This is a genomic window from Sanguibacter sp. Z6_81, from assembly GCF_057180625.1.
On record NZ_JBXUFV010000003.1, the window covers coordinates 425,629 to 452,253 of the forward strand.

The 26,625-nt window shown below is 71.8% G+C and carries 22 protein-coding genes; 17 read left to right on the forward strand and 5 right to left on the reverse strand.

Translation table 11 applies throughout. The features are described 5' to 3' along the window. Positions 1–24: 24 nt before the first annotated feature. The 7 genes from AC2AXK_RS10380 (at position 25) to AC2AXK_RS10410 (ending at position 7,986) form a co-directional block, all read left to right on the forward strand. Positions 25–1,017 (forward strand): bifunctional riboflavin kinase/FAD synthetase, encoded by a 993-nt coding sequence (locus AC2AXK_RS10380; protein WP_484345289.1) that lies wholly within the window; start codon positions 25–27, stop codon positions 1,015–1,017. Further along, positions 1,014–1,706 (forward strand): ABC transporter ATP-binding protein, encoded by a 693-nt coding sequence (locus tag AC2AXK_RS10385; protein WP_484345290.1) that lies wholly within the window; start codon positions 1,014–1,016, stop codon positions 1,704–1,706. The genes AC2AXK_RS10380 and AC2AXK_RS10385 overlap by 4 nt, the downstream gene beginning before the upstream one ends. Next, positions 1,703–3,244, forward strand: a complete 1,542-nt coding sequence (locus AC2AXK_RS10390; protein ID WP_484345291.1) for a DUF6297 family protein — start codon at positions 1,703–1,705, stop codon at positions 3,242–3,244. Before AC2AXK_RS10385 ends, AC2AXK_RS10390 begins: the two co-directional genes overlap by 4 nt. Before the next feature lie 90 nt (positions 3,245–3,334). Further along, positions 3,335–3,604 carry a 30S ribosomal protein S15 gene (rpsO, locus tag AC2AXK_RS10395; protein WP_484345292.1) on the forward strand — a complete coding sequence of 90 codons (270 nt, stop codon included), beginning with the start codon at positions 3,335–3,337 and terminating at the stop codon, positions 3,602–3,604. A gap of 216 nt (positions 3,605–3,820) precedes the next feature. Then, positions 3,821–6,052 carry a polyribonucleotide nucleotidyltransferase gene (locus AC2AXK_RS10400; protein WP_484345293.1) on the forward strand — a complete coding sequence of 744 codons (2,232 nt, stop codon included), beginning with the start codon at positions 3,821–3,823 and terminating at the stop codon, positions 6,050–6,052. A gap of 1 nt (position 6,053) precedes the next feature. Next, positions 6,054–7,379: a M16 family metallopeptidase gene (locus AC2AXK_RS10405; RefSeq protein WP_484345294.1), complete on the forward strand. Its 1,326-nt coding sequence runs from the start codon at positions 6,054–6,056 to the stop codon at positions 7,377–7,379. 7 nt (positions 7,380–7,386) lie between these two features. Beyond that, complete coding sequence (locus tag AC2AXK_RS10410; RefSeq protein WP_484345295.1) at positions 7,387–7,986, forward strand: DUF4126 domain-containing protein; 600 nt, start codon at positions 7,387–7,389, stop codon at positions 7,984–7,986. On the opposite strand, the gene AC2AXK_RS10415 is transcribed toward AC2AXK_RS10410, so the two are convergent. After that, a complete protein-coding gene (locus AC2AXK_RS10415) occupies positions 7,983–8,894 on the reverse strand; it encodes a hypothetical protein (RefSeq protein WP_484345296.1) in 912 nt (303 codons plus the stop codon). The two genes, AC2AXK_RS10410 and AC2AXK_RS10415, sit on opposite strands and share 4 nt — an antisense overlap. A gap of 210 nt (positions 8,895–9,104) precedes the next feature. Between AC2AXK_RS10415 and dapB the strand changes: the two genes are divergently transcribed. Continuing rightward, a complete protein-coding gene (gene dapB / locus AC2AXK_RS10420) occupies positions 9,105–9,857 on the forward strand; it encodes a 4-hydroxy-tetrahydrodipicolinate reductase (protein WP_484345414.1) in 753 nt (250 codons plus the stop codon). Then, entirely contained in the window at positions 9,854–10,330 is a 477-nt protein-coding gene (locus AC2AXK_RS10425; RefSeq protein ID WP_484345297.1) for a hypothetical protein, read from the forward strand. Before dapB ends, AC2AXK_RS10425 begins: the two co-directional genes overlap by 4 nt. Here AC2AXK_RS10425 and AC2AXK_RS10430 read toward each other — a convergent pair. Together AC2AXK_RS10430 and AC2AXK_RS10435 are read right to left on the reverse strand one after the other, a co-directional pair. Then, positions 10,327–10,836 carry an N-acetyltransferase family protein gene (locus tag AC2AXK_RS10430; RefSeq protein WP_484345298.1) on the reverse strand — a complete coding sequence of 170 codons (510 nt, stop codon included), beginning with the start codon at positions 10,834–10,836 and terminating at the stop codon, positions 10,327–10,329. The genes AC2AXK_RS10425 and AC2AXK_RS10430 overlap by 4 nt on opposite strands. A 63-nt stretch (positions 10,837–10,899) precedes the next feature. Further along, positions 10,900–12,363 carry an NAD-dependent succinate-semialdehyde dehydrogenase gene (locus AC2AXK_RS10435; protein WP_484345299.1) on the reverse strand — a complete coding sequence of 488 codons (1,464 nt, stop codon included), beginning with the start codon at positions 12,361–12,363 and terminating at the stop codon, positions 10,900–10,902. Positions 12,364–12,452: 89 nt separating this feature from the next. Here AC2AXK_RS10435 and AC2AXK_RS10440 point away from each other — a divergent pair, with 89 nt between their 5' ends. The 8 genes from AC2AXK_RS10440 to AC2AXK_RS10475 all read left to right on the forward strand — a co-directional run bounded on the left by AC2AXK_RS10440 (position 12,453) and on the right by AC2AXK_RS10475 (position 20,785). Continuing rightward, positions 12,453–13,274, forward strand: a complete 822-nt coding sequence (locus AC2AXK_RS10440; protein WP_484345300.1) for a thymidylate synthase — start codon at positions 12,453–12,455, stop codon at positions 13,272–13,274. Further along, positions 13,271–13,819, forward strand: coding sequence for a dihydrofolate reductase (locus tag AC2AXK_RS10445; protein WP_484345301.1), 549 nt, complete (start codon positions 13,271–13,273; stop codon positions 13,817–13,819). Before AC2AXK_RS10440 ends, AC2AXK_RS10445 begins: the two co-directional genes overlap by 4 nt. Before the next feature lie 85 nt (positions 13,820–13,904). Further along, positions 13,905–14,831 (forward strand): 4-hydroxy-tetrahydrodipicolinate synthase, encoded by a 927-nt coding sequence (gene dapA / locus AC2AXK_RS10450; RefSeq protein WP_484345302.1) that lies wholly within the window; start codon positions 13,905–13,907, stop codon positions 14,829–14,831. A gap of 188 nt (positions 14,832–15,019) precedes the next feature. Then, complete coding sequence (locus tag AC2AXK_RS10455) at positions 15,020–16,090, forward strand: hypothetical protein (protein WP_484345303.1); 1,071 nt, start codon at positions 15,020–15,022, stop codon at positions 16,088–16,090. 395 nt (positions 16,091–16,485) lie between these two features. Beyond that, positions 16,486–19,065 carry a DNA translocase FtsK gene (locus AC2AXK_RS10460; protein WP_484345415.1) on the forward strand — a complete coding sequence of 860 codons (2,580 nt, stop codon included), beginning with the start codon at positions 16,486–16,488 and terminating at the stop codon, positions 19,063–19,065. Between the two features lie 58 nt (positions 19,066–19,123). Then, on the forward strand, positions 19,124–19,732 hold the full coding sequence (gene pgsA, locus AC2AXK_RS10465; protein ID WP_484345304.1) for a CDP-diacylglycerol--glycerol-3-phosphate 3-phosphatidyltransferase: 609 nt from the start codon (positions 19,124–19,126) through the stop codon (positions 19,730–19,732). Continuing rightward, positions 19,729–20,208, forward strand: coding sequence for a CinA family protein (locus AC2AXK_RS10470; protein ID WP_484345305.1), 480 nt, complete (start codon positions 19,729–19,731; stop codon positions 20,206–20,208). Before pgsA ends, AC2AXK_RS10470 begins: the two co-directional genes overlap by 4 nt. A gap of 244 nt (positions 20,209–20,452) precedes the next feature. Further along, positions 20,453–20,785: a helix-turn-helix domain-containing protein gene (locus tag AC2AXK_RS10475; RefSeq protein ID WP_484345306.1), complete on the forward strand. Its 333-nt coding sequence runs from the start codon at positions 20,453–20,455 to the stop codon at positions 20,783–20,785. 49 nt (positions 20,786–20,834) lie between these two features. Here the strand turns inward: AC2AXK_RS10475 and AC2AXK_RS10480 are convergent, their stop codons facing one another. Both AC2AXK_RS10480 and AC2AXK_RS10485 read right to left on the reverse strand, forming a co-directional pair. Then, entirely contained in the window at positions 20,835–21,650 is an 816-nt protein-coding gene (locus AC2AXK_RS10480) for a DNA-formamidopyrimidine glycosylase family protein (RefSeq protein WP_484345307.1), read from the reverse strand. Continuing rightward, positions 21,643–26,595 (reverse strand): ATP-dependent helicase, encoded by a 4,953-nt coding sequence (locus AC2AXK_RS10485; RefSeq protein WP_484345308.1) that lies wholly within the window; start codon positions 26,593–26,595, stop codon positions 21,643–21,645. Before AC2AXK_RS10485 ends, AC2AXK_RS10480 begins: the two co-directional genes overlap by 8 nt. Between the last annotated feature and the right edge of the window lie 30 nt (positions 26,596–26,625).

Below are 26,625 nucleotides of genomic sequence, written 5' to 3' on the forward strand. Positions count from 1 at the left end.
CGACATCGTTCGGTAGGAGTAGGTGTGCAGCACTGGAGTGGTCTGGGCGAGGTGCCGGAAGGCTACGGCCCCTCGGTCGTGACCCTCGGGAACTTCGACGGCGTGCACCGAGGGCATGCCCTCGTGCTGTCGACGATCGTCGAGCGAGCGCGCGCCACGGGCGCCTGCGCGGTGGCGGTGACGTTCGACCCGCACCCCGCGCAGGTGCACCGTCCTGACGAGGCGCCCCCGCTCCTGTCCGGGATCGCGGACAGGCTCGAGCTGCTGGCGCAGACGGGTCTCGACGCCGTCCTCGTCCTCGAGTACACGCTCGAGCTCGCGCGTCAGACGCCGGAGGAGTTCGTCGTCCGGCACCTCGTCGAGGCGCTCCACGCCACCACGGTCGTCGTCGGACGCGACGTGCGGTTCGGTGTCGACAACTCAGGGTCTCTCGAGACGATGCGGGAGCTCGGAGACGTCTACGGCTTCGATGTCGAGGTCATCGAGGACCTCGGCCGTGCCGGGGACGCGCGATGGTCGTCGACGGCCGTCCGCGGTCTCCTTGCGTCGGGTGACGTGCGCGCAGCGGCGGAGATCCTCGGACGCGACCACTCCCTGCGGGGCGTCGTCGTGCACGGGGATGCCCGGGGCCGCGAGCTGGGCTTCCCGACGGCGAACCTCAGCCAGGACGCCGTGGGCATGGTCCCGGGGGACGGTGTCTATGCCGGGTGGATGCGTCGGCCCGCCGTCCTCGCAGCCGGCGCAGACGACGGGGTGCTGCCGGTGGCGATCTCCATCGGCACCAACCCGACGTTCGACGGCGTCGAGCGCCGGGTCGAGGCGTATGTGCTGGACCGGACCGACCTCGACCTGTACGGCGAGGAGATCGTCCTCGAGTTCGTCGAGCGGTTGCGCCCGACACTGCGGTTCGACGGGCTCGAGCCGCTCGTCGCGCAGATGCACATCGACGTCGCGCAGGCACGCGAGGTGCTCGGTGTGGCCACCGCCACCGATCCCTCCGGGAGATCCCCCGCGTGACGCCGGTGGACCTGGCGTTGCGCGCCCGGGGGTTGCTCGTGGGGTACGGGTCGACCCGCGTCTGTGCGCCCGTCGACCTCGAGGTCGCGCCGGGGGAGCTCGTCGCCGTGATCGGACCCAACGGCAGCGGCAAGTCGACCGTCCTGAGATCGTTCCTCGGCACGCTCGAGCCGCTCGGTGGGGACGTCGAGGTGCTCGGTCGTCCCGTGGACGAGCGCGAGCGCGAGTTCCGGGCGGCGGTTGCTGGCGTGCTCGACGCGGACGCGTACTTCCCAGGGCTCACCGTGCGAGAGCATCTCGTGCTCACTGCTCGTGGTCATGGCGTGCCCGCGGCGGGTGCGCTCGTCGATGACCTGCTGGACCAGTTCGGTATCGCTGAGCAGCGGGACGTGGTCCCCCAGACACTCTCGTCGGGTCAGCGGCGACGGCTGCTCCTGGCAGCCGGGTTCGTCAGGCCGCGTCAGCTGCTGGTGCTCGACGAACCGGAGCAACGTCTCGACGTCCGGATGCGTGGCACCCTCGCTCAGATGCTCGTCGAGGAGGCGTCCGCGGGAGTCGCCGTGATCTTCGCGACGCACGACCCGACGCTCCTCGGAGCGACCGGTGCCGAGGCCCTGCACGTCGCGGACGACGTGTGTCGACGGCTCGGCAACTCGGCAGCGCTCGAGGCGCTCGAGGGCGGCGCATGACGTTGCAGCGCCCGACGCACGACCCGCAGGAGCAGCTCACCGGACGCGAGGTCCGCCAGCTGACGGCGCGGGCGGCCTCCGCCCGTGCCGATGCCGGACCGGGTGAGCTGCTCATCAGCATCAGCTACGCGGTGGTGTCGATAGCGATCTCCATCGGCCTCGTGATCGGCATCGCCGACGTGGTGCGGGGGACCCTGACGACGGACACAGCGACGCACGGCAACCTGCCGGCGGAGACCGTAGGCCTCATCGGGATGCTCGCGCTCGTCGCGGCCGCTCTCGGTGGCGCGGTGCGCACGGGACCCGTGGGTGTGTCGTCCGCGGGCGCATCCTGGTGGCTGGCCATGCCGGTCGATCGCCACGGGCTGCTCGCCGCGAGCTTCGGGCGGGTGACCGCGACGTGGACGGTCGGCGGTGCAGCAGCGTTCGTCGTCGTCGATCGGATGACGGGCGTGGCGGACGTCCTCACTGCCGCGCTCCTCGGGGCGACGAGCGGTGCGGTCGTCGTCGCCCTCGCCGGGCTCGCTCAGCCAGCGGCCCGGTCGGTCGAGCATCTGGCGCGCTGCAGTGACGTCGCTCTGGGGGTCCTGCCCGTCACCGGCGTCGTCCTCATGCTCTCGGGCGACGCGCCCTCGGTCCCGTTGACCGTCGAGCCGCTCCTCGTCGGCGCAGCACTCGTGTGCTCGCTCGCGCTGCTCGTCCCCTGGTGGCGACGCCTGGACCTCGTCGGCAGTGCCGTGCTCCGCGCTCGCAGCGCGGTGACCGAGCAGGTCTCGGTGGCCTTCCTCTCGCTCGACGTCCAGAGCATGGCACGGGTGCTGTCGGACGCCGTCGGAGAACGCACGACGTTCCGCAGTCGTCGCCTGACGACCGTCCGGGGACCTGTGTCGGCCCTGCTCGTCGCCGATCTCGTCCTCCTGAGCCGTCGTCCCCGCGCGGCGGCGCGGGCGCTCGGGCTCGGCGCCGTCATCCTCCTCGCGCAGCAGGTCCCGGCGATCGACGGTGGTCTCGCGCTCGTCGGGATCGTCCTGCTGGTGGCGCTCTCCGCTGCCAGCGCCGGTGCCGAGGGTGCGCGCGTCGCGGACATGGTCCCCGCGCTCGACGGCCTCCTGCCGCTCTCAGCGCGACGCACACGCCTCTCCCGCATCATTCTCCCGGGGTTGTGCGCGGCAGCCTGTCTCGCTGTGGGCCTCACGCCGGTGCTCACGGACCCCCGATGGATCCTTCTGATCGCCGCCGCGGCACCCACGTTCGGCGCCGCGGCGGTGCGCAGCGCCTACCGGGTGGCCCCGGACTGGTCCGGTCCGCTGCTGGCGACCCCGGCAGGCGCGGTCCCGACCGGTGCGTTGTCGCTCATCACGCGTGGCCCTGACGTCGCCATGCTCTGCGGTATCCCGCTCGGGGTCGCACTCGTGAACGGCGCGTCGTCCTGGACGGTCGTCGCCCTGCAGACCGGCGCGTCCGCCGTAGCGCTGGCGATCGTCAGCAGCGTGGGGGAGCCGACGAGCGGACCCGGGACGCCCGCGGAACCCTGCTAGACTTACACCGCCGTCTGAACGGCCGCGGACACAGAGAGCTCGGGTGGACATGCCCCGGAGCGCCGCGCAACGACTGACACAAGGAGAGCCGTGCCCCTCGACACTGCCACGAAGCAGCAGATCATGACCGAGTACGCCACCACCGAGGGCGACACTGGTTCACCCGAGGTCCAGATCGCGATGCTCACGCAGCGCATCAAGGACCTGACCGAGCACCTCAAGGAGCACAAGCACGACCACCACAGCCGTCGTGGTCTGCTCCTCCTCGTCGGTAAGCGCCGTCGCCTCCTGGGTTACCTGCAGAAGGTCGACATCAACCGCTACCGCAGCCTCATCGAGCGCCTCGGCCTTCGTCGCTGAGGATGCTCCTACCAGCCCGGATCCCTCGTGGGTCCGGGCTGGTTCAGTCTCACTGAACGTCCTGCACAACCCAGCACAGCACCGGTCCGCTCGTCGCCCTCGTCCGGTCCTCGGTAGTGGCTCACGGAAGCAGCGCAGACGCTGCACCAGTCCGTGGACCTCGATCGAAGACCGTCAGGTGATGGACGCGGACCCTTTGAGAAACGGAGGGCACCCGTGGAGGGTCCCGAGATTGAATTCACCGAAGCAGTGATCGACAACGGGCGCTTCGGCACCCGCACCGTCCGCTTCGAGACCGGGCGCCTCGCGCGCCAGGCCGCCGGATCGGCCGTCGCCTACCTCGACGGCGAGACCATGCTGCTGTCGGCCACGACGGTCGGCAAGCACCCCAAGGACCAGTTCGACTTCTTCCCGCTGACGGTGGACGTCGAGGAGCGGATGTACGCCGCGGGACGCATCCCCGGCTCGTTCTTCCGCCGCGAGGGACGTCCCAGCACCGAGGCGATCCTCGCGTGCCGCCTCATCGACCGTCCGCTGCGCCCCACGTTCGTCAAGGGTCTGCGCAACGAGGTCCAGGTCGTCGTGACCGTCCTCGCCATCCACCCGGACGACGCCTACGACACCCTCGCGATCAACGCCGCGTCGCTGTCGACGCAGCTCTCCGGCCTGCCCTTCTCCGGCCCGATCGGTGCTGTGCGCATCGCGCTGGTCGATGGCCAGTGGGTCGCGTTCCCGAAGTACTCCGACAAGGAGCGGGCCGTCTTCGACATGGTCGTCTCCGGCCGTGTCGTGGGCGACGACGTCGCGATCATGATGGTCGAGGCCGAGGCGACGGACAACGCGTGGAACCTCATCAAGAACGAGGGCGTCGCAGCCCCGACCGAAGAGGTCGTCGCCGAGGGTCTCGAGGCGGCCAAGCCGTTCCTCAAGGCGCTCTGCGAGGCCCAGGCGGAGCTCGCGGCGAAGGCCGCGAAGCCTGTCCAGGAGTTCCCGCTCTTCCTCGACTACCAGGACGACGCCTACGCCGCCATCGAGGCGGAGGTCTCCAACGACCTCGCCCAGGCGCTGACGATCGCCGACAAGCAGGCACGCGAGGCTCGTCTCGACGAGATCAAGGCCGCTGCGATCGGCCGGCTGCAGGACGGCTTCGACGGCCGCGAGAAGGAGCTGTCGGCCGCGGTCCGCGCCGTGACGAAGAAGCTCGTGCGTCAGCGCGTGCTCACCGACGGCGTCCGCATGGACGGCCGCGGGCTCGCGGACATCCGCACCCTCTCCGCCGAGGTCGAGGTTCTCCCGCGCGTCCACGGCTCCGCGATCTTCGAGCGTGGCGAGACCCAGATCATGGGCGTCACGACGCTCAACATGCTCCGCATGGAGCAGCAGATCGACTCGCTCGGCCCGGAGACGCGCAAGCGGTACATGCACAACTACAACTTCCCGCCGTACTCGACCGGTGAGACCGGCCGCGTGGGCAGCCCCAAGCGTCGCGAGATCGGCCACGGCGCACTGGCGGAGCGGGCTCTCATGCCCGTCCTGCCGTCCCGCGAGGAGTTCCCCTACGCGATCCGCCAGGTCTCCGAGGCGCTCGGGTCCAACGGCTCGACGTCGATGGGCTCTGTCTGCGCCTCGACCCTCTCGCTCCTCAACGCCGGTGTGCCGCTGCGCGCCCCGGTCGCGGGCATCGCGATGGGACTCATCTCCGACACCGTCGACGGGAAGCCGCGCTACGCGGCCCTGACCGACATCCTCGGAGCTGAGGACGCCTTCGGTGACATGGACTTCAAGGTTGCCGGTACGCGCGAGTTCATCACCGCGATCCAGCTCGACACCAAGCTCGACGGCATCCCCGCCTCGGTGCTCGGTGGCGCGCTCACGCAGGCGCGTGACGCCCGCTTCGCGATCCTCGACGTCCTCAACGAGGCCATCGACGTGCCCGACGAGATGTCACCGCACGCCCCGCGCGTCATCGCGGTGCAGGTCCCGATCGACAAGATCGGTGAGGTCATCGGCCCGAAGGGCAAGATGATCAACCAGATCCAGGAGGAGACCGGCGCGGACATCTCCATCGAGGACGACGGCACCGTCTACATCGGTGCGGTCGACGGCCCGTCCGCCGAGGCCGCGCGCGCGGCGATCAACGCGATCGCCAACCCGCACGTCCCCGAGATCGGTGAGCGCTTCGTGGGAACGGTCGTCAAGACGACGTCCTTCGGTGCGTTCATCTCCCTCTCCCCGGGCAAGGACGGACTGCTGCACATCAGCCAGATCCGCAAGCTCGTCGGTGGCAAGCGTGTCGAGAACGTCGAGGACGTCCTGTCGATCGGCCAGAAGGTCCAGGTCGAGATCGGTGAGGTCGACCCCCGTGGGAAGCTCTCGCTGCACGCCGTCGTCGAGGAGACCGCGGACGCCTCGGGCGAGGGGACCAGCACCGAGCAGGCTGACGCCTGACGTGCCCTGGAACCTTCCGCTCCACCCCTCCGGTGCGCCGGAGAACGAGCTGACTGCCGGGCAGGACGGTGCGACGATCCGTCGTTCCGTCCTGCCCGGCGGGGTTCGGGTGCTCACCGAGCACATGCCTGGCCTGCGGTCCGCGACCGTCGGCGCGTGGGTGGGTGTCGGCTCGCGGGACGAGACGAGCGGTCACCACGGCTCGACGCACTTCCTCGAGCACCTGCTGTTCAAGGGCACCCAGCGTCGGTCGGCGATGGACATCGCCGAGGCCTTCGACGCCGTCGGTGGCGAGGCGAACGCGGGCACCGGGAAGGAGCACACGGTCTACTACGCCCGTGTGCTCGACTCCGACCTGCCCATGGCGGTCGACGTCATCACCGACATGATCACCTCGGCGCGGATCGACGAGGACGAGCTCGAGACCGAACGCGGGGTCATCCTCGAAGAGCTCGCCATGAACGACGACGACCCGTCGGACGTCGTCCACGAGGAGTTCGCGTCCGCGGTCCTCGCTGGGCACGCGCTCGGACGTCCCATCGGCGGGACGCCCGAGGCCATCCGTGCGGTGCCGCGTGAGGCCGTGTGGGAGCACTACCAGTGGCACTACCGTCCCGAGACGCTCGTCGTCTCCGCCGCGGGCGGCGTGGACCACGACGTGCTGTGCGCGCAGGTGTCCGAGGCGCTCGTGGCCGGGGGCTGGAACCTCGCGGACGGGGCCGTTCCCCGAGAGCGCCGCGACGCGAGCGACCTGCTCGGGCTAGGGACGGTCCCGGTCGAACGGACCATCCGCCGCAGCGTCGAGCAGGCGAACGTCATCGTTGGGTCGACGGGCCTCTCGGCGACGGACGAGCGCCGGTTCATCCTCTCGGTGCTCAGTGCCGTCCTCGGCGGCGGCATGTCCTCCCGTCTCTTCCAGGAGATCCGTGAGAAGCGCGGTCTCGCGTACTCCACCTACTCCTTCGCGTCAGGTCATGGGGGTACGGGCACGTTCGGGCTCTACGCCGGATGCGCGCCCGCGAAGATCGACGAGGTGACCGCTCTCCTCGGCACCGAGCTCGAGCGGCTCGCCGATTCCGGGATCACGGCGGCAGAGCTCAGCCGGAGCATCGGCCAGCTGTCCGGTGGGCTCGTCCTCGGCCTCGAGGACACAGGGTCCCGCATGAGTCGGCTCGGCAAGGCCGACCTCGTGCACGGTGAGCTGCTCGGCATCGCCGAGACGCTGGAGCGGATCCGCGCCGTGACGGCCGACGAGGTCCAGTCGCTCGCGAAGGACCTCGCGTCACGCGCCCGGTCGATCGTGCGCGTGGGGCCGTTCGAGGACTGAGGATCGGGTGCTGGGATTCGTCACGGGGATCGGCCTGGCGGGTGCGGCGGGCCTCAACGCCTACATCCCGCTCATCCTCGTGGGGCTCCTGGCGCGGTTCACCTCGTTCGTCGCCCTGCCTGATGCCTGGGCATGGCTCACGGACGGCTGGCTGCTCAGCGGGCTCGCGGTGCTCCTCGTCGTCGAGGTCGTGGCAGACAAGATCCCCGCTGTCGACTCCGTCAACGACGTCGTGCAGACCGTGGTGCGGCCGGGTGCCGGGGGAGTGGTCTTCGGCGCCGGCTCGTCGTCGCGCACGTTCGCCGTGGACGACGCCGCGGACGTGCTCGCCACCGAGCGCTGGGTCCCGGTGGTCGTAGGACTGCTCATCGCCCTCGGCGTGCACCTGCTGAAGTCGAGCATCCGTCCCGTCGTCAACGTCCTCACCCTCGGGATCGGGGGTGCCGTCGTGAGCGTGGCGGAGGACGGGGCCTCTGTCGGCCTCACGGTGCTGGCCGTCCTCGCACCCGTGATCGCGGTCCTCGTGCTCGTGCTCGGCGTGGTCGTGGCGGTCCGGTTCTGGCGGCAGCGAGCCCGCTCCCGACCACCGGGCGCCGCGGTCGGCTAACGCGCGACGAGGCGTGCCCCGGACGCGCCGAGCCTGTGACGCGACGCGGCGACCGCGACGGCAGCGCCCGCAAGAACGGGTACCGATGGCGGCTCGGCCGTGATCACGGCGGTGACGACCAGGACCATTACGCCCGCACCGACGAGGACGGCCGCCTGGCGCGGTCCGTCGGCACAGGTCCAGGCGACCGCCACCGCCAGCAGGGCGACGGCGAACGTGCCCGACTGCAGCCCGTACCAGTCGACGTCGTACCACCCCATGACGAGTCCGAGCCCTCCGACCGTCGAGAGACCGACGAGGCCGACGAGGCTCACGACCGCGACGAGCGCGACAGCAGAGCCAGCGCGGGCGAGGTCGGTCCCGACGCCCGAGGGGACGACGTGGACCTCGGGCGGCGGGGTGCTCCTCTCCGGCGCCGGGCGGCGATGGCTGTCCAGAGCGACGGCGGTGGGACCTGACCACAGCGCGAGCAGGAGGACAGCGGGCCCACCGAGGATGACGAGGACCGAGGTGGTGCCCCCGAGCCCCGCGGGACCAGGTCCCACGAGGCCGGGCCAGCCCAGCCAGAAAGGTGTCCACGCGTCGGCCGGCCCTGCGACGAGAGCACCCCAGACGAGTACGCACCAGAGGGCGAGAAGTCCGCTGACGCCGACCGGGAACGCCCACCAGCGCGTCCCACGGTGCAGTGCACCGAGCGCTGCTGCGCTCGCCAGCAGGCTGAGAGCGAGGACGTCTCCCAGGAACGGGGTGAGGAGATCCCGCGCGCTCCACGGGTCGGCCTGCCCGAGGTGCTCGGAGAAGGAGTCACGGTACGCGAGGGAGGTGTAGCACACGGTTGCCACGGCGGAGGCGACCACCGAGCTCGCCGCAAGGATGCTCGTCCGTCGCCGTGCCCTCCTCCGTGCCATGTGCGGCGTATCGGCAGTGCTGGCGCTGATCTTGAGTCTCTCGTCGTGCGTGCCGGAGCGCACCGGCGAGGTGCAGGTCCGTCGCGGGGCACCGGATAAGATCGGCCGGTGATCCCAGCCGCCTGTGCCCCCGACCCCGCCCCCGACCCCGCCTCTGCCCCCGACGCTGCCGCCGGCTCCGCATCTGCGGCCGGCCCGCAGGCCCGACGGCTGCGGGTCGCTGTCCTCGGGGCGGCTGGTCGGATGGGCAGGACGGTCTGCGCCGCGGTGGACGCCGCGCCGGATCTCGAGCTCGTGGCACGGTACGACGCGGGCGACGACTTCTCGGTCGTCGCGACCAGCGGCGCTGACGTCGCCGTGGACTTCACCGTCCCCGGCGTGACGGAGTCCAACGTCCATGCTCTCCTCGACGCGGGGATCCACGCTGTCGTCGGGACGACCGGGTGGGACGACGCGAGCCGTGCGCGCGTCGCCGCGCACCTCGCGGAACCGGCGACCGCGCGGGCGGGTCTCGGTGTGCTCATCGCCCCGAACTTCGGGCTCAGCGCGGTGCTCGCGATGACGTTCGCCGCCCGCGCTGCGAGGTACTTCGAGTCGGCCGAGGTCATCGAGCTGCACCACCCGGAGAAGGTCGACGCGCCGAGCGGCACCGCGCGGCACACGGCCGCAGCGATCGCCGCGGCCCGGCGCGAGGTCGGTATCGCCGAGAGCCCCGACGCCACGCAGACCGGCTTCGAGGCGCGGGGCGCCGACGTCGACGGGGTGCGGGTGCACGCCGTGCGGCTCCGCGGCCTCGTCGCCCACGAGGAGATCCTCTTCGGCAACCCCGGGGAGCAGCTGACCATCCGTCAGGACTCCTTCGATCGCGTGTCCTTCATGCCCGGCGTCCTCCTCGCCGTGCGCGAGGTCGTCTCGAGACCGGGGTTGACCGTCGGCCTCGAGAATGTGCTCGACCTCTCGTGAGCGTCGGCCGCCGGCGGGCGCTGAGCATCGTCGGGCTCGTTGCGCTCGTCCTCGTCCTGCTCGTCTTCTGCTGGCAGATCGTCGGGTACGCCCGTGCACTCATCGGGACCGGCGAGACCGCTGCGGTCGGCATGGGAGTCGCAGCGTTGGTGTTCCCCGTGCTCGCCGTCGGGCTGTTCGTCCGGGAGTGGCAGCTGGCCAGGACCGTGCAGCGGATGGCCGACGCGCTCGCGGCGCGTGGGGAGCTGCCGGTGGACGACCTTCCACGCTCCCCGGGCGGTCGCATCGACCGTGAGGCCGCGGACGCGGCGTTCCCGGGCGCCCGGGCAGCCGTCGAGGACGCGCCGGAGAGCTGGGCGGCCTGGTACAACCTCGCCTTCGCCTACGACGCGGCACGCGACCGCAAGCAGGCGCGCGCCTGCCTGCGCAGGGCGGCCTCCCTCTACCGGGCCGACCGCCGCGGACAGCCCTAGATCGCCGCGGACCACCGGGCCTCGCGCACGTCGCGGACACCGGTCGCGAGCGTCCTCACCCGACCGTCCGGACCGAGGCCCGCGCCGGCCAGGAACTGCTCACGCCCGAGGTCGCCGTCGAGCACCCATGTGGCGACCGACGTGGCGCCGTCGCTGCGCAACCGGTCGACCGCGGCGGAGAGCAGCCGTGACCCGTGCCCCGCCCGTCGTGCCTGCGGGCGCACCTCGAGCGCGACGAGCTGGCCCGGGCTCACCGCGGCGAACCCGACGACGTCCGCACGCTCGCAGGCGACGAGCACCGCGAAGCCGGGCCCGGGAGGTGCAGTGATGGCCGCACCCCACTGCTGCCGCATGCGATCCAGGTCGAGGGCGTCGAGAGTGGGGGTGCCGAGCACCTCACCGTGCGACGTCCGCCAGGCGGTGAGCTGGATGTCACCGAGGGCCACCTCGTCGCCGGGGACCGCGGGGCGCACCGAGACGTCGGCGGATTCGCTGAAGAGAGCCATGTGTCGACCCTACCGGCGCAGCACCCGAGAACCTCGGCCACCGGGGCCACCGGGAGGGAACGGTCAGAGAGCGACGTAGACCGTCTCGAGGTACTCCTCCATGCCCGCCTCCCCGCCCTCCCGACCCAGGCCCGACCGCTTGAGCCCTCCGAACGGCGCGCTCGCGTCCGAGACGAGTCCCCGGTTGATCCCGATCATCCCCGCCTCGAGCTCGGCGGAGAGCATGAGTGCTCGCTCGAGGTCACGGGTGTAGGCGTAGGCCACGAGCCCGTGCTCGGTGCCGTTGGCGAGGGCGATGGCTTCGTCGTCGTCGTGGAAGGTGAGGATCGGCGCGACCGGCCCGAACGTCTCCTCACGCACGACGACCGCGTCCGGGAGGACGTCGGTGAGCACGACGGGCGCCGTGAAGAAGCCCGGGCCAGCCGGCGGCGGGGCGCCGACGTGAACGTGCGCGCCGTCGTCGACGGCCGCCTGCACGACGCGCTCGACCGCGTCGACCGCGCGACGATCGATGAGGGGGCCGACCGTCACCCCCGGTTGCGTGCCGGCGCCCACCACCAGCTCGTCGAAGGCAGCGCAGAGCCGCGCGGTGAAGTCCGCAGCGGCAGACCGGTGCACGAGGAACCGGTTCGCGGCGACGCACGTCTGCCCGGCGTTGCGCATCTTCGCGGCCATCGCGCCCGAGACGGCGGCATCGAGGTCGGCGTCGGCGAAGACGAGGAACGGCGCGTTCCCGCCGAGCTCCATCGAGGTGCGCAGCACACCCCCGGCGGCGCCCCGGAGGAGCTCGGTCCCGACGCGGGTGGATCCGGTGAAGGACAGCTTGCGCAGCCGTGGGTCCGCGAGCAGGGGGCGCGTGAGTGCGGCAGCCGACGAGGTCGGCACGACGTTGAGCACGCCCGCGGGCAGGCCCCGAGCGACGAGCTCGGCGCGCACGAGCTCGGCCAGGTACAGGGTCGTCAGCGGCGTCTGCGCGGCGGGCTTGAGGACCACGGTGCAACCGGCGGCGAGGGCCGGTGCGATCTTGCGGGTGGCCATCGCGAGCGGGAAGTTCCAGGGTGTGATGAGCAGGGCAGGGCCGACCGGGCGCCTGTGCACGACCTGCCTCCCGCCCGCCGCCGCGGCGCGGACCGATCCCGGGGCGCGCACCGCCTGCTCGGAGTACCACAGGAGGAACTGCGCCCCGTAGGTGACTTCGGCGCGAGCCTCCGCGAGCGGCTTGCCGCACTCAGCAGTGATGAGCGCGGCCACGGTGTCCATCCGCGCGACGAGCGTGTCGAACACTGCCCGCAGGACCTCCGACCGCTGTCGGGGGGACGTCCCGCGCCACGCGCGGGCCGCACCTGCTGCCGCATCGAGCGCCCGCGCTCCGTCGTGCGGGTCAGCGTCGGCCACCTCGGCCAGGGGCTCCTCCGTCGCCGGGTCGACGACGACGAACGTGCGCCCGTGCTCGGCAGGCGTCCACGAGCCGTCGACGAGGATGGCCCGCGGGAGGTCTGCGAGATGTGCCTGGTCTGCGTGCGTCATGCTCCCAGTATCCGAGCCGAGGCCCGCCGTGGCGCGAGCAGCGGGGCGGGTCGGGTCCGCGGGCCCGGGGAGCGTCCTAGGATGTCCGGGTGACCACTGCACCCCCTGCCGCCCCCGTCGATCATCAGTACGAGGACCTCCTCGAGCTCGTCCTCACGACAGGGACGCGCAAGTCGGACCGCACGGGGACGGGGACGCGGAGCGTGTTCGGCCACCAGATGCGGTTCGACCTCTCACGCGGCTTCCCGCTCGTGACGACGAAGCGCGTGCACCTGCGGTCGATCGTCGGTGAGCTCCTGTGGTTCCTGCGCGGGGAGTCGAACGTGCGATGGCTGCAGGAGAACGGCATCCGGATCTGGAACGAGTGGGCGGACGAGGACGGCGACCTCGGGCCGGTGTACGGGGTGCAGTGGCGGTCGTGGCCCACACCCGACGGCGAGCACATCGACCAGCTCTCCCGGGTGCTGGACACCCTGCAGAGCAACCCGGACTCCCGCCGGATGATCGTCTCCGCCTGGAACGTCGCCGAGCTCGACCGCATGGCCCTCATGCCGTGCCACGCGTTCTTCCAGTTCTACGTGGCGGACGGCAAGCTCTCCTGCCAGCTCTACCAGCGCTCGGCCGACCTCTTCCTCGGGGTGCCGTTCAACATCGCGAGCTACGCGCTCCTCACGCACATGGTCGCCCAGCAGGCGGGCCTCGAGGTGGGGGACTTCGTGTGGACCGGCGGGGACTGCCACATCTATGACAACCACGAGGAGCAGGTCCGCGAGCAGCTGGGCCGCGTCCCGTTCGCCTTCCCGCGGCTGCGCCTGCGGCGAGCCTCCTCGCTGTTCTCCTACGACTTCGAGGACGTCGCGGTGGACGGGTACGAGCACCACCCGACGATCACCGCACCGATCGCCGTATGAACGCCGATGGGTCGCACCCGGCGGGGTGCGAGCACATGGTGCTGCGTCCCGGCGAGGTCGGTGTGGTCTGGGCGCAGGACCGGCACGCCGGCGTGGGTGCGGACGGTCAGATCCCGTGGCGGGTGCCCGAGGACCAGGCGCACTTCCGCCGTCTGACGTCCGGGGCGGCGGTCGTCATGGGACGGGCGACCTGGGAGTCGTTGCCGGGGCGGTTCCGGCCGTTGCCGGGACGCGAGAACGTCGTGCTCTCCAGAGCGCCCGGGTACGACGCACCCGGAGCGACCGTGGCGACGGACCTGCCGGCGGCGCTCGCCCTGCACGCAGACCGGCCCGTGTGGGTCATCGGCGGGAGCCGGGTGTGGTCCGAGGCACTGGACCGCGCGCGGCTCGCGGTGGTCACGTACGTCGACACGGTGGTGGACGCCGACACCCACGCTCCGGCGTTGTCCGCGCAGTGGACGGCCGTGTGCTCGATCCCGGCCGCCGGGTGGACCCCGTCGTCGAGCGGCCTCCGGTTCCGCATCGAGGCATATCGTCGGTCGTGACGGTCCTGCGCCGGGGCGGCGCAGGTGACCTGCTGGGTGTGGGCACCGGAACCGGTACCGCTCCGGGCGCGGTACTTTTGCACCCATGGTGCTTCCCTCTTCGCCCGCCCAGCCGTTCGGCACGCTGCTCACGGCCATGGTCACCCCGTTCACCGCCAGCGGCGCGGTCGACCTCGACGCCGCGGTGTCGCTGGCGCGGTACCTCGTCGACGAGGCCGATCATGACGGCCTCGTCCTCAACGGCACGACGGGGGAGTCGCCGACCACGCACGCTCCCGAGAAGGCGGACCTCGTGCGGGCGGTCGTCGACGCCGTGGGCGACCGCGCGACCGTCGTCGCGGGCGCCGGGTCCAACGACACCGAGCACTCGGTACGGATGGCGGAGCAGGCGGCTGAGGCTGGAGCCGACGGTCTGCTCGTCGTCACGCCGTACTACTCGCGGCCCTCGCAGGACGGCATCGTCCGGCACACGACCGCCATCGCGGACGCTACCGATCTCCCCGTCATGATCTATGACATCCCGGGGCGCTCCGCGGTCCGACTCGCCCCTGACACCTACGTCCGGCTCGCCGCCCACGAGAAGATCGTCGCCGTCAAGGACGCCACCGGGGACGTCTACGGGGCGGTCCAGAACATGCGGCGCACGGACCTCGCCTGGTACAGCGGCGATGACGCGCTCTACCTCGCGTTCCTCGCTCATGGCGCCGCCGGAGTCGTCTCCGTGATCGGACATGTCGCCGGACCCGAGCTCGCGCGGGTGGGCGCCGCCTTCCGCGAGGGCCGCACCGGCGACGCGGCCGCGGCCTTCAGCGACCTCGTCCCGGTGATCGACGCGATCATGGGGGAGGGGCACGGGGTCGTCATGGTCAAGTCGGTGCTCGCGGGCCTCGGCCTGCTGCCGGAGCAGACGCTCCGCCTGCCCCAGGTTCCGGCCACCGCCGAGCAGGCCGCGCGGGTGCGGGAGGCCATCGACGGGGGCGGGCTGAGCGTGCTCTCGCGTGCGATGAGGTGAAGTTTCTTCGCGTTACCGACCATTCGCCTACGAGATGGGGACTTGTGCCCACTGTGGGGCCCTGAGAAAGCGACGCCGGCGAGTAGCTCCCGTGTAGCCTGAGCGACGACTTCACGCATCTGTGGGGCGGAGAAGCGCCCGCAGATGCGTGCATGCACCTGTGCTCACTGCGATCGGAAGGGGCCGTCATGGCTGCTCGCTTCAACCCACCGCCCGGATGGCCGCCAGCCCCCGAGGGGTGGACCCCGCCTCCCGGATGGAACCCGGACCCGTCCTGGCCGCCGGCGCCCCCCGGCTGGCAGCTGTGGATCGACGAGGGTGCACCGGGTGCCGGCGCGCCGGACGTCTCGCGCTTCGCCGGCTCCGACAACGCGCCGACCGAGGTGTTCTCGGCGCAGGGTGGCGTGAACTCGAACGACCCCTCGAAGACGGCGACCTTCCAGCCCGGTTCGTTCGGCGGACCGCCCCCCGCGGGCCCCGGTGGACCCGGGTTCGGCGGCCCCGGCGGCGCCGGTGGATGGCAGCAGCCCGGGCAGCCCGGTGACGGTGCCCCCAAGGGCAACAAGGGCTGGCTCATCCCCGTGATCATCGGCGTCGTCGCGCTCCTCGCGATCCTCGGCATCCTCTTCGCCACCGGCGTGTTCGGAGGCGACGACGAGCCCGAGAAGGAGCCGACGACCAAGACCGAGAAGTCGGAGAAGCCGACGGACGAGCCGATCGAAGAGGACGAGCCGACGGACGAGCCGACCGACGAGGACGAGCCGACCGACGAGCCGACCGACGAGGAGACGGACGACACCGCGAGCGGCTCCAACGGCACGCGGAGCGACCCGCTCGCCGTGGACGAGGTCGCGACGGTCATGGACTGGACCGTCTCGATGAGCGCTGCCAACCTCGACGCCTGGGCCGAGATCTCCACCGGGATGAGCGAGTACATGGTCGACAGCTACGCGCCCCTCGACGGCGAGACCTACGTCATGGCTCCGGTGAACGTCACCTACACCGGCGACGACCGGTCCTCGCTGTCGGACCTCGACTGGGTGTACGTCGGCGCCAACGGATCGACGTACGACGACCCCTGCGGCTACGCGACCCTGCCGAACGAGGTGGATCGCTACCAGGAGCTCTACACGGATGCTTCCGCCTCCGGGAACATCTGCGTCACGGTTCCGAGCGACCAGGTGTCGGGTGGCGTCTGGCGCGTCTCGGCCTGGGAGGACTACGACGGCGAGTACGAGGCGTACTTCGCCACGCAGTGACCTGAGCACCTCCTGACGGACCTGGTCCGTCAGGTCGCACCCGGGTGCAGCACGAAGGAAGGCCGGCAGCGTCGCTGCCGGCCTTCCTGCGTCTGCGGCCTCGATGCCCACCGCGCGATGCCCACCGCGCGGTGCCTCGCGGGCGCCCACGCGAGACGTCCCTGCCCGTGCCATGGGGGCGCGAGCACCCCGTGCGGGCGAACACACGACGGTGAATCCGCGAGATGCCCGTCGGAGCGGACTAGATTGGCACCATGGCAACCCGTGCGACCTCGACGTCACGTCCGCGATCCGCGGGACGTGGGAAGGCCGCCCCGCCCCGGGCCTCGAAGGCGCCCGCACCCGGCCCGGGACGCTCGGCCCCCCTGCCGGTGCGGGCAGTACGGGGTGCGTGGATGGGCGTGGCGCACGTCGTCGGCGGCACCGCACGGCGCGTGGGTCGCGACGCACGCGAGCTGGACCCCGCCCACCGCCGGGACGGTGTCGCGTTCCTCCTGCTCGCAGCTGCCCTCGTCGTCGCTGCCCGGGAGTGGTGGGGCGTGCAGGGCGCCGCGGCCGAGGCGGTGCACGTCGTCGCGGCAGGCACCTTCGGCAGCGTCGCAGTGGTGCTGCCGCTCGTGCTGCTGGCCGTCGCAGTGCGGCTCATGCGGCACCCGGACCGGCAGCGTGCGAACTCACGGGTGAGCATCGGGCTGTCCGCGATCATCCTGGCCGTCTGCGGAATCCTGCACATCAGCGGCGGTCGGCCGGTGCCGGCCGAAGGCTATGAAGGTCTCCGCAGTGCGGGCGGGATCCTCGGATACCTCGTCGGCCACCCGTTGGCCACCGGGCTGAGCGGGTGGGTCGCGGTGCCGCTCCTGCTGCTGCTCGCCTTCTTCGGCGTTCTCGTCGTGACGAAGACTCCCGTCCATGCCATCCCGGACCGCCTGCACTCCGTCTATGCGCGACTCACCGGGCACGAGCCGCTGGAGGACGCGACCGACGACGAGCAGGACCTGCGGCTCGCTGAGGGCGTCCGTCGGCACGACGGGACCGACGACGAGACACCGGTGAAGGCTCCGCGGTCCCGCCGGATCTCTCGTCGGGAGCGGGCTGTGCAGGCCGAGGTCGCGGCCGAGGCCGCTCGTCTCGAGGGTGGCTACGTGGGCGACGAGGCGTTCGAACGCGCCGCGGCCCTCGAGCGTGAGCTGCACGAGGGCGGCGACGACGCGGCGGAGACCGCGGTCCTCGGGGACCGCGCGCCCACCGCCGGAACGCAGATCCTCCCGGCTGCTGGCCCGCCCGAGCCTGAGACGGTGCCGCTCGGCGCCGCGCCCGCGCCCCGCGACCTCCCCCCACCCCCACCCACCCCGGTACCACGGGGCGAGCAGCCGATGCTCGATGGTGACTCCGTCTACCTCCTGCCCGACGAGGACATGCTCGTCAAAGGTGCACCGCACAAGGTGCGCTCCGCAGCGAACGACCGCGTCGTCGAGGCGCTCACGGGGGTGTTCGAGCAGTTCGGGATCGCGGCGAAGGTCACGGGATTCACACGCGGCCCGACCGTCACGCGCTACGAGGTCGAGGTCGGACCGGGTCTCAAGGTCGAGCGCGTCACCGCGCTGAGCAGGAACATCGCCTATGCGGTGGCGAGCGCCGACGTCCGCATCCTCTCGCCCATCCCGGGAAAGTCCGCCATCGGGATCGAGATCCCCAACACCGACCGCGAGACCGTGGTCCTTGGTGACGTCCTGCGCTCAGGTGTCGCACGGCGCAGCGATCACCCGATGATCATCGGCGTCGGCAAGGACGTCGAGGGCGGGTACGTCGTGGCGAACCTCGCCAAGATGCCGCACATCCTCGTTGCGGGCGCGACGGGCGCCGGCAAGTCGAGCTTCGTCAACTCGATGATCACCTCGATCCTCATGCGTGCCACGCCTGACGAGGTGCGGATGGTGCTCGTCGACCCCAAGCGCGTGGAGCTCACCCTCTACGAGGGGATCCCGCACCTCATCACGCCGATCATCACGAGCCCGAAGAAGGCCGCCGAGGCCCTCGAGTGGGTCGTCCGGGAGATGGACGCGCGGTACGACGACCTTGCCCTGTTCGGGTTCAAGCACATCGACGACTTCAACGCCGCGGTACGCGCGGGGAAGGTCAAGCCCCTGCCGGGGTCCGAGCGCAAGATCGCTCCGTATCCGTACCTTCTCGTCGTGGTCGATGAGCTCGCGGACCTCATGATGGTCGCTCCGCGGGACGTCGAGGCCTCGATCCAGCGGATCACGCAGCTGGCGCGAGCCGCCGGCATCCACCTGGTCCTCGCGACGCAGCGACCGAGCGTCGACGTCGTGACCGGGCTCATCAAGGCGAACGTCCCGTCCCGGCTCGCTTTCGCGACGTCGTCGCTCGCGGACTCACGGGTCGTGCTCGACCAGCCGGGTGCGGAGAAGCTCGTCGGCCAGGGAGATGCACTCTTCCTCCCGATGGGTGCATCGAAGCCCATCCGTGTGCAGGGCGCCTGGGTGGGGGAGAGCGAGGTGCACGCGGTCGTCGAGCACGTCAAGGCACAGCTCAAGCCCGTCTATCGTCAGGACGTGGCCCAGGTCGCCACGAAGAAGCAGGTGGACGAGGACATCGGCGACGACCTCGACCTTCTGCTGCAGGCTGCTGAGCTCGTCGTCACCACGCAGTTCGGGTCCACATCCATGCTGCAGCGCAAGCTCCGGGTGGGTTTCGCGAAGGCCGGGCGCCTCATGGACCTGCTGGAGTCGCGAGAGATCGTGGGCCCCTCCGAGGGCTCCAAGGCTCGGGAGGTCATGGTCCAGCCGGACGACCTGGCGGGGACGCTCGCGCTCCTGCGGGGTGCCCCGCAGGAGCCTGCGGGTGACGGTGGCGACCCCTACGACGACATGAGTGCAGGGCTCCCTCCGGAAGCGGTCGACTACCACGACGGCGCCGACACCGAGGACGACGGCTGGACAGGTCCTGTCCGCTGACCGTGCGACCGGCCAGCCCGTCGCCGGAACCGTCCCGGTCCGCCACTACGCTGGAGTGGTGACCTCGCAGACCGCCTCGCCGTGGAACATTGCCAACGCCATCACGATGGCCCGCATCGCCATGGTCCCCGTGTTCGCCTGGGCTCTGCTGGCCGAGGGTGGGCACACCGTGACGTGGCGGCTGACCGCCGTTGCGATCTTCGTCCTCGCCGCAGCCACCGACCGGCTCGACGGGTACCTCGCCCGCAAGCGCGACCTCGTGACGAACCTCGGCAAGATCCTCGACCCGATCGCGGACAAGGTGCTCATCGGAACCGCGCTCGTCCTCCTGTCCTGGATCGGTGATCTCTGGTGGTGGGTGACGATCGTCATCCTCGCTCGGGAGCTCGGGATCACGGTGATGCGCTTCCTCGTCCTGCGGCACGCGGTGATGCCAGCGTCTCGCGGTGGCAAGCTCAAGACGGTGCTGCAGTCCGTCGCGCTGGGGGTGTACCTGCTGCCGCTCGACCACCTGCCCGTCGTCGTCACCTGGCTCGCGGCCGCGCTCATCGGTGCCGCTCTTGCCGTGACCGTCGTGACCGGGATCGACTACGCGGTCAAGGGGTGGCGCGTGAGCCGGGGCGCGCGCGCACCTTATGCCGGCGCGCCGGACCGTCTCGCCCGGTGAACGAGCACGCCGAGCGGGCGCTGTCCCGGCTCGAGGCGCAGGGATGGACGGTCGCGGTCGCTGAGTCGTTGACGGGCGGCCTCCTTGCCGCCGAGCTCGTCGGTGTCCCGGGCGCCTCCCGCGTTCTCCGCGGGGGAGTCGTCGCGTACGCGACCGACCTCAAGGCGTCGCTGCTCGGGGTCTCACCCCGGCTGCTGGAGCGCCGGGGGCCGGTCGACCCGGACGTCGCGCTGCAGATGGCGCACGGTGTGCGCGCCCGGCTCGGTGCGACGGTCGGACTGGCCACCACAGGCGTGGCCGGACCGGGACCGCAGGACGGCCACGAGCCCGGGACGGTCTACGTGGCTGTGGCGAGCGCTGAGACGTCTCGCGTCGTGCGTGCGCTGCTCGAGGGCGACCGGACCGATGTCAGGGCCGCGGCGGTCGACCTTGCTCTCGCCCTCGTGCTCGACGTGCTCCCGGCCTCGCCGTCCTGATCACCCCGGGAACAATGCGACATGTGGTCGCGTTGCACAGGGTGTGATGATGATGCAGGCGAGTGATGGGCCGGTGGAGATGAAGAACCGGTCAAGGTTTGCTGCGCCCGCCCGTCCCGCACGGCGTTCTGCGGGACCGGCAGGGTACGGTGGGAACACGTCCGAATCGTCCAGCGCACCGCACGGTCCTGGGCGAACGGCACAAACGTTACACGAAGCACGGCACACGGGAGGAGGTCGCCACATGGTTGTACTACGCCGAGAGATCGGGGACGTGCTGCGGGATGCTCGTCAGCGGCAGGGGCGCACGCTCCGTGAGGTGTCCTCGGCCGCGCGCGTGTCGCTCGGCTACCTCAGTGAGGTCGAACGCGGACAGAAGGAGGCGTCGTCGGAGCTTCTTGGCTCGATCTGCGAGGCCCTGGACGTCCCGATGTCGCTCATTCTCAGGGAGGTGAGTGACCGGATCGCCGTGGCGGAGGGTCTGCTCATCCCCGACACGGTCCCGGCCGACCTCGCTGCACTCGGTCGGCCGCACCCCGAACGCGGGCCGCGGCGCGATCTCCAGCCGGTCGGCTGACGCGAGCCTGATCGTGACCGCTGAGCCCCGGGCCCTCATGGCTCGGGGCTCAGTGGTATGCCCCGTCGCGCGGTAGGTCCCGTCGCGCGCGGGGCGGCGTCTGGCACACGGGGCAGTAGAACATCGGCCGCTCCGTGGGCGGCTGACGCACCGTGCCCCGGAGCAGCGTAGTTCCGCACCGGTGGCACGGCTGGCCGTCGCGGGCGTGGACATGGACCCGGCGCCCACCGACGGGGCGCAGCACGCCCCGACGGAGATTGGCTCTGATCGTCAGGACAAGCTGCTCCAGGTCGACGTCCCCCGCAGGTGACCACGGCCAGAGGCGGAGCGCGAAGAGTCCCTCGGCCGCGAAGAGGGTACCGATGCCCGCGAGCACGCGCTGGTCGAGCAGGAGCTCTCCGATGGCCGTTGCAGCGAGGGCAGGCTCGTCCGCCACGCGTGCGAGGACGCCGGGGAGCTGCGCGTCGAACTCGTCCGAGAGGATGTCCGGGCCGAGGTGTCCGATGAGCGCGTGCTCCTGGCTCGTCGGCACGAGGTCGAGCATTCCCAGCCGCGTCCCGATGCATGTCCAGGTCTCGTGGGCGAGCACGGCACGGACGTCGTCGCTCCGCCCGCCCGCCTCGCGACTGCCCGTCCGGGCGACCCGCCAGCTCCCGTCCATGCGCAGGTGCGTATGGAGGGTCCGGCCGTCGTCGAACGTCGTGAGGATGTGCTTGCCGTAGGCGCGGGTCGCGAGGACGCGCGCCCCGACGAGGTCGTTGACGGGGACGCGCGGCCACTGGAGCTGGGCACGGGTCAGACGCCGTCCCGAGAGCGCAGCATCGAGCCTGCGCGCGGTGAGCAGGACGGTGTCTCCCTCAGGCACCGGGACCCACCCGCAGGCCTGAGGGCGTCGCGGTGAACCCTGCCGCGAGCAGCGCGGTGAGCACCGCGGGTCGACCGACACCAGAGGCGCCGACGAGTGCGTCTCGGCCGTCGATCCGTTGGATCTGCACCCGGCCGGCACGGCTGCCGCGCAGCATCCCGGCGAGGGCGGCGGTGGCGGCGGCCAGGACGTCGGGCGCGCTGTCGAAGGTCAGCAGGCTCCGTCCGCCGCGCTCGAGGTACAGGACGAGCCGGCCGTCGGCGAGCACGACGTGTGCGCCTGCCTTCCGGCCGGGCCGGTGCGCCCCGGTCGTGGTGGGTGCCGGTGCCGCCGGGGTGGTCGGTACCTGCGCGGACGGAGGGTCGACGGTTCCGGAGAGGCTCTGCGGAGCACCACCGCCGTCGGGCATCGAGGCACTGGCCGGCCATCCGAGCGCTGCGCCGTACGGGTTCGCGGGGTCTGTCGCCGCGAGCACGAGGGCGTGGGGTGGCGATCCGCGCTCCGCGGCCCGCGTGCGGTCGGCCTCGATCGTCCGCAGCTGGTCGACCGCGCCCGGCAGCGCGAACTGCGAGCCGCCGAGGTGCTCGACGAAGTAGCCGCGGCGGACCTGCCCCCCGGTCTCGAGCGCAGCGAGCACGCGGTAGATGGCGCCGTACTCGCCCGTGACGTTCTCTGCGGCGCTCACAGCACGCGTGAGGACGCCGTGCCGGTCGAGGAGCGTCGTCGCCAGGGCGTGCGCGCGACGTGTCGGATCGGCGTCCCGCGTGGGCAGGGCCGACCACCGTCCGCCGCCCACGCCTTCTGCTGCCCGGGCGGCGGGTCCGCCTGCGGGGCCCGCTCCCGCTGTTCCGACGAGCGGCGCGCTGCCGAGCCGGAACCGCGGGCGTCTGCTCGCCGACCGGGGCCCGGCGGTGGCGCGTGCCCGCGGAGCCGATCGCTGTCCGAGACGGGCGCGCAGCGGACCGAGGCCGTCGTTCGTCACCAGGCCTGCCCAGACGAGATCCCACAGCACGTCGAGCGTCGCGGGGACGGGCGCTCCCGCGGCGTCGGCGACCTGTGACAGGAAGAAGCCACCCGAGCCGCTGAGATGTGCCAGCACCGCACGGTGCAGGTCCGTGTCGCAGTCGTCCTGCGGGGCGAGCGGCGGGAGGGTCAGCGGAGCCGACTCTGTCAGGTGCAGGCTGATCACCGCGTCCTGCGAGCCACGGCTCCCGGGCAGTCGGTGGTGGCCGCACCAGAGGATCTCGCCTGCCGTCGTCAGCTCGTCGAGCATCGCCGGGGAGTAGTCGGTCACGCGAGCGGGCAGGATCTGGGACTCGAGGGCGGAGGCTGGAACGCTCGCGCCAGCCATCTGCTCCACCGCGCGGTAGAGCCCGTCCACGCCTCTCAGGCTCCCGACCGACTGCCACCGGGCGAGGAACGCTCCGAGCGTGTCCTGCGGGACGGGTTCGACCTCCGCACGGAGCGCTGCGAGCGACCGACGTCGCAGTGTGCGCAGCACCTCGCTGTCGCAGAAGTCCGCACCTGTCCCGCCGAGCACCTCTGGCCGCAGGCGGCCTCGCGCCAGCACCCCGGTCGCTGCCTGCCGCAGGAGCACCTCGGTGACGACGGCGACGCCCAGGCCGTAGTGCTGCGCAGCGTCGTGCGCGGTGAACGGGCCGTGGGTGCGAGCGAAGCGGCGCAGGAGATCGCCGAGGGGGTCCGCCACCGGCTCCGTGAAGGTCTCAGGCACGCCGACGGGCAGCGCGACCCCCAGGGCGTCGCGCAGCCGCCCCGCGTCCTCGATCGCCGCCCAGCGTTCGCCGCTGTCCCGGTCGACACCCGCGAGGCGTACCGGGATGACGCGCCGGGAGCGCTGGAGCTCCGCGAGCCATCCCGGGACGTCCTCGCGGCCGGTGGTGCGCGTCCGGCGCACGATCTCGTCCGTCGACAGCGGGCCCATCCGTCGCAGCAGCTCCCACACGTCGTCCGCGTGGCGCACCTGGCGATCGTCGGTGAGCCCGGCGAGCTCGCGCTCGGTGCGGACGATCGCGTCGGGGTCGAGGAGGTCGGCCAGCTCCGAGCTGCCCTCGAGACCGAGGATCTCCGCCAGGAGGTCGGGGTCCAGTGTCAGCGCTGCAGCACGACGTTCCGCGAGCGGTGCGTCGCCGTCGTAGATGAACTGCGCCGTGTAGCCGAAGAGGAGGGACTGGGCGAACGGTGACGGTGAGGTGGTGGACACCTCGACGACACGGACCTGGCCCGCCTCGACCTCACGCATGAGCGCGGCGAGCGCGGTCACGTCGAAGTCGTCCTGGAGGCACTCGCGCACCGCCTCCAGGACGATGGGGAACTCGGGGTAGTCCGCGGCCACGCTGAGGAGCTGGGCGGACCGTTGGCGTTGCTGCCACAGCGGTTGACGCCGGTCGGGGCGTCTGCGCGGGAGCAGCAGCGCGCGGGCCGCTGCCTCGCGGAAGCGCGCACCGAACAGCGCGGACTGTCCGAGCGCGGCCTGGACGAGGCCGGCGACCTCGTCGGGATCGATGAGGAGGTCGGCGAGATCCATCGTCGCGTCCGGCTCGTCCGGAGTGCCGCTCGCCGCGGCACCCCAGGCTGCCACGGCCGACAGGTCGTCGACGTCCGGCAGCCGCAGGACGATACCGTCGTCGGAGTGCATGGCTGCAGCGTCGATGCCGTAGCGGGCGAGCACGCGGCCAGCGAGGATGAGCGCCCAGGGAGCGTGCACCTTGGCACCCAGCGGGGAATGGATCACCACACGCCAGTCCCCGAGCTCGTCCCGGAAGCGCTCCACGACGATCGTCCGGTCGTCCGGGAGGGCTCCTGTGGCGGCCGTCTGCTCGCGGATGTAGCTCCGGAGGTTGTCCGTGGCCCACGCGTCCAGTCCGACCCACGGCGTGGTCTCGACTCCCACGGGCGCGCCGCCGGACGTGCGCGCATCGCTCTCGGCGACCGCAGCACCTGCGGCGCGGACCCATCGCCCGATGGCACGACCGAGCTCGGCCGGCCGGCCGGGGGAGTCGCCCTTCCAGAACGGCAGGCGCCCAGGCACCCCGGGCGCCGGCGTCACGAGGACGCGGTCGTGCGTGATGTCCTCGATCCGCCAGGTGCTCGACCCGAGCGTGAAGGTGTCACCCACACGGGACTCGTAGACCATCTCCTCGTCGAGCTCGCCGACACGCTTGCCGCCGCGTTGGACGGGAGTCTCTGCGGTGCCGTCGTCGGTCGTGCCCGAGGCGAGGAAGACGCCGTACAGGCCCCGGTCAGGGATCGTGCCGCCGCTCGTGACGGCCAACCTCAGTGCACCGGGCCTGGCCGAGACACGGTCGGTGACCCGGTCCCAGACGATCCGTGCACGGAGCTCCCCGAAGTCTTCGCTGGGGTACCTGCCGGCGAGCATGTCGAGAACGGCGTGCAGCGCGCCTCTCCCGAGGGTCCGGTAGGGGTCCGCTCGACGCAGCACCTCCGCGAGGTCGTCGACCGCCCAGTCCTCGACCGCCACCATCGCGACGATCTGCTGAGCGAGGACGTCGAGCGGGTTGCGCAGCGGTCGGAGGTCCTCGATGCGGCCGTCGCGCATCCGCTCGGCGATCACCGCGGAGGGAACGAGGTCTCCGCGGTGCATCGGGAAGACCACCCCGTGCGACGTCGCGCCCACCTGGTGCCCTGCGCGTCCGATCCGCTGGAGACCGCTGGCCACCGACGGGGGGCTGCCGATCTGCACGACGAGGTCGATGGCTCCCATGTCGATGCCGAGCTCGAGCGAGGACGTCGCGACGACCGCCGGGAGCCGCCCGTCCTTGAGTGCCGTCTCCGTCTCGGTGCGCTCGGCGCGGCTCATCGAGCCGTGGTGCGCCCGGGCGAGCAGCGGGGGCACCCCCGCGGCGGCTCCGGACTGCGCCTGGATCTCAGCGGTGTGCCGCTCCCCCTGGTCCGGGACGTCGGTGCCGTGGCGCTCCGCCCACACCTCGTTCATCCGGGAGGTGAGACGTTCGGCACCACGGCGCGAGTTGGTGAAGACGAGCGTCGAGCGGTGCGCGGCCACGAGGTCGACGACACGCTCCTCGATGTGGGGCCAGACCGACGGGCGGCGGGACGGGCCCGCCGCGGCACCGCTGAGGTCGCCCTCGGCGGACGCAGGACCGGGCGGCGCCGCGACGTGAGGAACGGCCCGCAGGTCGGCAAGGTCGGGAACCGGGACGACGACGTCGACGTCGATCCGCTTGGTCGCCGGAGGCTGCACGACCTGGACGGCGCGGCCGCCGTCCGTCTCCGACCGGCCTCCGGCGAGAAACCCGGACACGACGTCGACCGGGGAGACGGTCGCGGACAGGCCGACCCGTTGCACCGGGGACCGGGTGAGGGCGTCGAGGCGTTCGAGGGACACGGCGAGGTGCGCACCGCGCTTGGTGCCGGCGACCGCGTGGATCTCGTCGACGATCACGGTCTCGACCCCCCGGAGCCCTGCCCGGGCGGCTGAGGTGAGGATGAGGAAGAGCGACTCCGGCGTCGTGATGAGGATGTCTGGCGGGTGCGTCGCGAAGCGCCTGCGCTCGCTCGCAGGCGTGTCACCCGTGCGCGTTCCGACGGTCACCGCCCGCACCGGTGTGCCGAGGCGCGCGGCGGCCTGGCGGATGCCGGTCAACGGCGACCGCAGGTTGCGCTCGACGTCCGCGGCGAGAGCCTTGAGCGGGGAGACGTACAGCACACGGCACCGGAGGTCGCGGTCGGGCTCGGGCGCGTCCGGGTCGAGGAGCGAGTCGAGCGCCCAGAGGAACGCGGCCAGCGTCTTGCCCGAACCGGTGGGGGCGACGACGAGAGCGTGCTTGTCAGCAGCGACAGCCTCCCAGGCGCCGTCCTGTGCGGTCGTCGGCTGTTCGAAGGCACCTGTGAACCATGCCCGGGTCGCGGGGCCGAAGCGGCTGAGCCCGGCAGGGGGGGAGACCATCGGGCCATTGTGTCCGGTGCGACCGACACG